We start from the raw sequence: 5362 nt of genomic DNA, 5'->3' as shown, positions 1-5362 counted from the left end.
GGCGCTCATGCTCTTGCGGTCGAGGCTTTCGGTGGACGACAGGTCCTTGATGGTCAGCGTGGTCATGATGATCTCCGGTAGAGGAAGGGTGCAGCGTTGGGGTTGGTTTCGAGCATCGGGTGTCGCGCTCGGGAGGTACTAACGCATGGAGTGTGCCAACCCGCGTGCCTAGCCTGCGCGGCTCGCGTAACTGCCTGAAATACCTGGGTTTTCCGCGTTGTCGCCGGCTGGCACGCAGCGCTTTGCCTGCCGGCGGCCACATTGCCTAGACGGGCCGCGGCCAACAGATACAGCGCACGTGTTGGCACACGCACGACACTCGCGCAAATCAGGAAGGAAAAGGGAATGAAAACGGGGGAGGAAGACAGAAAGGCGGCGCAAGCGCCGCCCTGAGAATCACTTCACGTAGATCGTGATCTTCTTTGAGTAGACCGGCGGATTGGTGGGGATGTGCTTGTCGTCGCCAAGCAGCAACTGCAGCGTATGCTTGCCAGGCGGCAGCTCGACCATGGTCTCGGTTTCACCGGCGCCGAAGTGCAGGTGGTTGCGGTCGTTGGGAATTTCCTTGTCCATCGGCGGCAAGTCGACATCGATCAGCAGGTGATGGTGGCCGGTGTTGGGATACTTCACGTCCTTGGGTGCCACGCCCATGTTGCGCAGCCCGAACCAGACCTTGAACGGCTTGCCTGCCGGCAGCACCTGGTTGTTGTTGGGATAGCCAATATAGAGGTAGGCATTGGGCGGCGCCGCCGTCGGGCCGCCGAGCCCGGCAACTGGCAGCAGCAGGCTCGCAGCGAATACGGCGGCGGCTAGTAATTTGAACATGGCGGCTCTCCCTTTTCCCGAGGCTGGCCCTAGCGCACTGTGATCGTGATCTTCTTCGAGTAGATCGGCGGATCGAACGGGATGTGCTTGGCATCGCCCAGCAGCAGCTGCAGGGTGTGCTTGCCCGGCGCCAGCTCGATGCGCGCATCGGTTTCACCGGCACCGAAGTGCAGGTGGTTCTTGTCCGACGGGATTTCCTTGTCAAGCGGTGGCAGCTCGGTGTCGACCAGCAGGTGGTGGTGCCCGCATTTGGCCGACTCGATGCCCTTCGGACACACGCCCATATTGCGCAGGCCCATGCGGATCCAGAACTTGCCGCCGCTGATCACGGCGCCATCGGGCGGCCAGATGATGTAGGCCTCGGCATTGGGTGGAGCGGCCGTCGGCAAGGAGAGCGACGGCACGGCGGCCAGGGTGCTGGCCGCCAGCAGGCGGAGCAGGAATCGTCTGGACATACGCGGCGCCTCCCGGAGATCTTTCCGAAACCCGATCACGTTGTCCCGAAAGCCCGTTTTGGTTGCTTGTTGGTCAGCGCTCGGCGATTCGACATTCAGGTTAGAACGGAACCCTGCAAAAAGCGAATCCGCCGCATCGCATGCAGCGCGGGAAAGCACCTCCGGATTCACAAACGCTGTGCTATCTTGAAGCAAGCCGATTCACGTCACGGCAACACCACAATGCGCCGAAGCACGCTCAGCGGCAGCGCCGCGGCATGCAACGGGTTGGCCGCAGTATCACCAAGGTCTGAAGATGTGGCGCAAACTACCTGTCGCGTCCCTCCCAGGGATGAGTGTGGTCCTGGCCAGCTTGCTGATCGCCGGCAATGCGGCGGCAGAGTCTCCCGTGCTTCCTTCCGTGGCTGCCTTCGAAGACAGGGTAATGCTCGCCGGCATCCTGCCGAAGAACAGCGACGAGCAATATGAACTGACCTTCTGGGAATCGATCAAGAACAGCAACTTCGCCAGCGACTACGAGGCCTACCTCAAGCAGTATCCGAACGGCCGCTTTGCTGCGCTGGCCAAAGCGCGCATCGAGCGGCTTGCGGCAAGCGGCGCTTCCGCGCCGAAGAGCGAAGCCCCCGCTGCACACCCGGCGCCCGCGCCGCCGACCGTCGCGCAACCTCCCAAGCCGGCACCCGCGCCGGCTGCGCCGCCCGCGCATCCCGCCACGCCGCCAGCAACAGCGGCAAGTCCACCCGCCGCGCCGAAAGCAGGCGCAACGGCTGCGGCAGGCGCAGTCGGCCCCGGCAGCGATCGCAAGGCGGCTGAGGTCAAGGGCGGAGAAATCCGCGACTGCCCAACCTGCCCGGTCCTCGTCAGCCTGCCCGCTGGCAGCTTCACGATGGGCAGCAGTACGAGCGACCCTGCAGAGAAGCCGCCGCATCACGTCACGATCGGCCATCCGTTTGCCATCGGCCGCTATGAAGTCACGGTCGAGCAATGGAGCGCGTGTGCCGAAGCGGGCGGCTGCCAGCGCATCGCGACCAATTCGGCAAGCGCGAAGAATGCCCCGGTGCGCGATGTCAGCTGGGACGACGCGCAGCAGTATGTCGCGTGGCTGAGCAAGACCACCGGCAAGGCCTACCGGCTGCCCACCGAAGCCGAGTGGGAGTACGCCGCACGCGCCGGCACCTCGTCGGCCTTCTGGTGGGGCGACCAGATGCGCAAAGGCACCGCGAACTGCAAGGATTGCGGCGACCCATGGAGCCAGGATGCGCCGGCCAATGTCGGCTCGTTCGCCGCCAACCCGTGGGGCCTTTACGACGTCAACGGCAGCGTGTGGGAATGGGTCGCCGACTGCTGGCACAGTACCTACAAGGGGGCGCCGGCCGACGGACGCAGCTGGGAAGAGCCAGGCTGCGGCGCGCGCGTGATCCGCGGCGGCTCGTGGCGCGAAGGCGCCAGCTATATGGTGTCGTCCACGCGCTTCAAGTACAGCTCGAGCGTCAGGCAGTCGCAGAACGGCTTTCGGGTTGTGCGAGACATGAAGTAGCAGTCTTCCGCGAAGGCGCGCTCAACGCGCGCGCGTCGAGATCTGCACGAGGTCGGCGCTGATACGGTCCTGCCCATACTTGCGCGCCATCTGGCCCAGCGGCTTTTCCAGTGCCTGCAGGTAGTCGTGCCACGACTCGAACTCCGCGCGCCTGCCCTCGAACAACGGTACGGGCGTCGTCAGCAGCACAACCAGCTCGGTGCCGAACGGCTTGGAGATGACCCAGTCACCGCCATCGCCGATCGTGGCGGTGTAGCTGGCAGGCGCCTGGTTGCCCGGCACGCGCGCACTGGGGACGAGATGCGCAACCTTGCCGTCGGCGACAAAGTAATCCACATAGACATAGGATTCGTGGGCGGGCGTGCGGATGTCGAGCACGAGCGGCGTGCCCTCGGTCAGCTGGGTGCCATTGCCGCGCGTGCGGATCGACGCCGCGGCGCCACCCTGGCGATTGCCGGACCAGTAGGGCGCGATCAGCGTTGCCACGCCGCATTTATCGGCACTGAGCGGCTGGGTGTCGAGATCGAGTGCCTTGACGCCCGGCAGCGCATTGAGCTGCTCACGCAGGCGCGATGGCCCCACGCTCTCGCCCAGATAGCCGCGCACGCGCAGGGTCTGCTCCTGCGCGGTGGCGGTCAGCAGGGAGCACGGCACCGCCGCGAGCACCCGCGTCACTGCCGGCATCGACAATGGCACTTCGGGTTTTGGCGGCGCAACCGGAGATCCGACAGGCTTCGCGCTGTCCGGCGCGGCTTCCCGCGCAGCGCCCGCGGACGTGCCACTCTCGGGCGCCTCGGTCGAACGGTTGCCGCGCAAGGCGTAATAGCCAATACCGCCTGCCACGACCACCACAGCCAGCGTGGCGCCAGCTACCCACGGTGCGCTGTTTCGCACGGGCGTCGCGGGCAGCGTGCTGATGCCGGCCAGGAATTTGTCGACGGTCGGCGTACGTGTCTCGCGGTCCAGCGACAAGGCCTCGCGCAGGGTCTTCCACTGGCTGCGGTTCAGCGACGGCGGCTGCACCGGCTTGAGTCCCGCCATGCGCGCCTGGTTAGCCGACATGCGCTCATACGGATGCCGGCCGGTCAGCAGCTCATAGGTCACGCAAGCCAGCGCATAGATGTCGTCGCGCGGGTCCGGCTCGCGATGATCGAACATCTCCGGGCTGGCGTAGGCCGGCGTCATGCCGCCCAGCGAGCCGGGATCGAAGACAGTCTTGTCCGCTTCGTCCGCCGGCGGCAGGAAGCCGCGCGCGATGCCGAAGTCGATCACCTTCACTTCGCCGCTCTCGGTCAGGAAGACATTGGCCGGCTTGAAGTCGCAGTGCACGAAGCCGCGCTCATGCGCGTAGGCCAGCGCGTGGCACATGCCGGCAATGATGGGCATGGCCTTTTCCATTGGCATGCCGGTGAATCCCTCCGCGCGCAGGATATGGCTCAGCGACTTGCCCGACAGGTACTCCATGGTCAGGAAGATCACCGCCCCGTCGCGATCAAAGTCGTACACCGTGACGATGTTCCTGTGCGCCAGCGTCTGCGCCTTGCGCGCCTCGCGCTGCAGCGCGATCAGCGATTTGGGATGGCCGCTGAACTGCAGGTTGAGCACCTTGATGGCGATGTAGGGCTTGCGGTCTGACGCTTCGAGCTTGCGCAGGTCCAGCGCCTTGTAGACAGTGCCCATGCCGCCCACGCCAAGACACTCTTCCAGCACGAAGCGCCCGTTCAGCGTATCGCCTACGCCCTTTTGTCGTCCGGCCGGCGGCACGGTGCCCGCCGCGGGCGTGGTGGCGTAGAGCGAGCCCGTCTGCGCCAGGCGCGTCGCTTCCCCTGGATCGTACTGGGTCGTGCCGTGGCGTTCGATCCGCCGCATCACCTCCGCATAGACACCTGGCGGAAACGGGAAACGCGTGTTCTCCTCGATGATCACGCGGGCCAGCTGGCTGGGCGTGGTCCGGTCCTCGGCGAGCGCCATTTCGAAGGACGCAACGAACTCGTCGTCCGAAAGGCCGCCATTCTGGAACTTGCGAATCAGGTCTTTAAGACTGGCCACCGGTGTCGCCCCGTCGTGGTTACGGACCGAGCCAAAACACACTGCGCAGATGTGCCCTGCCCACGATGGATACTAGTGCGCACTCATGGCATCCGCAAACCGCGCGCGCGTGCGCGGGAGGCGCTTCGCCAAACTTTTGCCACACGCGAAGCCTGTTCCGAGGCGGTCCGCAAGCAGTTGTCGCCCGTGCGCCAACACTGACGGCAAACCTGTTGGGCTCCAGCCATCAGCACGAGGCACCGGCGTGCCCGCGGCGCAGTGCGTGCCAGCCGACTTGATCACTGAAAACCCCGGTATTTCAGGCAGTTACGCGAGCCGCGCAGGCCAGGCACGCGGGTTGGCACACTCCATGCGTTAGTACCTCCCGAGCGCGACACCCGATGCTCGAAACCAACCCAAACGCTGCACCCTTCCTCTACCGGAGATCATCATGACCACGCTGACCATCAAGGACCTGTCGTCCACCGAAAGCCTCGACCGCAAGAGCATGAGCGCC

Annotated in this window: 4 protein-coding genes; 1 reads left to right on the top strand and 3 read right to left on the bottom strand. The window is 65.2% G+C overall.

The window, feature by feature from the left end:
- Positions 1-396 precede the first annotated feature (396 nt).
- Together RM96_RS28935 and RM96_RS28930 are read right to left on the bottom strand one after the other, a co-directional pair.
- Positions 397-825 carry a DUF4399 domain-containing protein gene (locus tag RM96_RS28935; protein WP_039015175.1) on the bottom strand — a complete coding sequence of 143 codons (429 nt, stop codon included), beginning with the start codon at positions 823-825 and terminating at the stop codon, positions 397-399.
- Between the two features lie 29 nt (positions 826-854).
- Positions 855-1280 carry a DUF4399 domain-containing protein gene (locus tag RM96_RS28930; protein WP_039015174.1) on the bottom strand — a complete coding sequence of 142 codons (426 nt, stop codon included), beginning with the start codon at positions 1278-1280 and terminating at the stop codon, positions 855-857.
- A gap of 331 nt (positions 1281-1611) precedes the next feature.
- On the opposite strand from RM96_RS28930, the gene RM96_RS28925 reads away from it, so the two are divergent.
- Positions 1612-2817, top strand: a complete 1206-nt coding sequence (locus tag RM96_RS28925) for a formylglycine-generating enzyme family protein (protein WP_238587461.1) — start codon at positions 1612-1614, stop codon at positions 2815-2817.
- A 21-nt stretch (positions 2818-2838) separates the two neighbouring features.
- Here the strand turns inward: RM96_RS28925 and RM96_RS28920 are convergent, their stop codons facing one another.
- Positions 2839-4866, bottom strand: coding sequence for a serine/threonine protein kinase (locus RM96_RS28920; RefSeq protein WP_039015172.1), 2028 nt, complete (start codon positions 4864-4866; stop codon positions 2839-2841).
- Between the last annotated feature and the right edge of the window lie 496 nt (positions 4867-5362).

Origin of the sequence: Cupriavidus sp. IDO (assembly GCF_000812465.1) — a bacterium.
In the GTDB taxonomy this organism is placed as follows: domain Bacteria; phylum Pseudomonadota; class Gammaproteobacteria; order Burkholderiales; family Burkholderiaceae; genus Cupriavidus.
The sequence above is the reverse complement of the archived record's forward strand: the minus strand, read 5'-3'. Positions and strand labels throughout refer to the sequence as shown.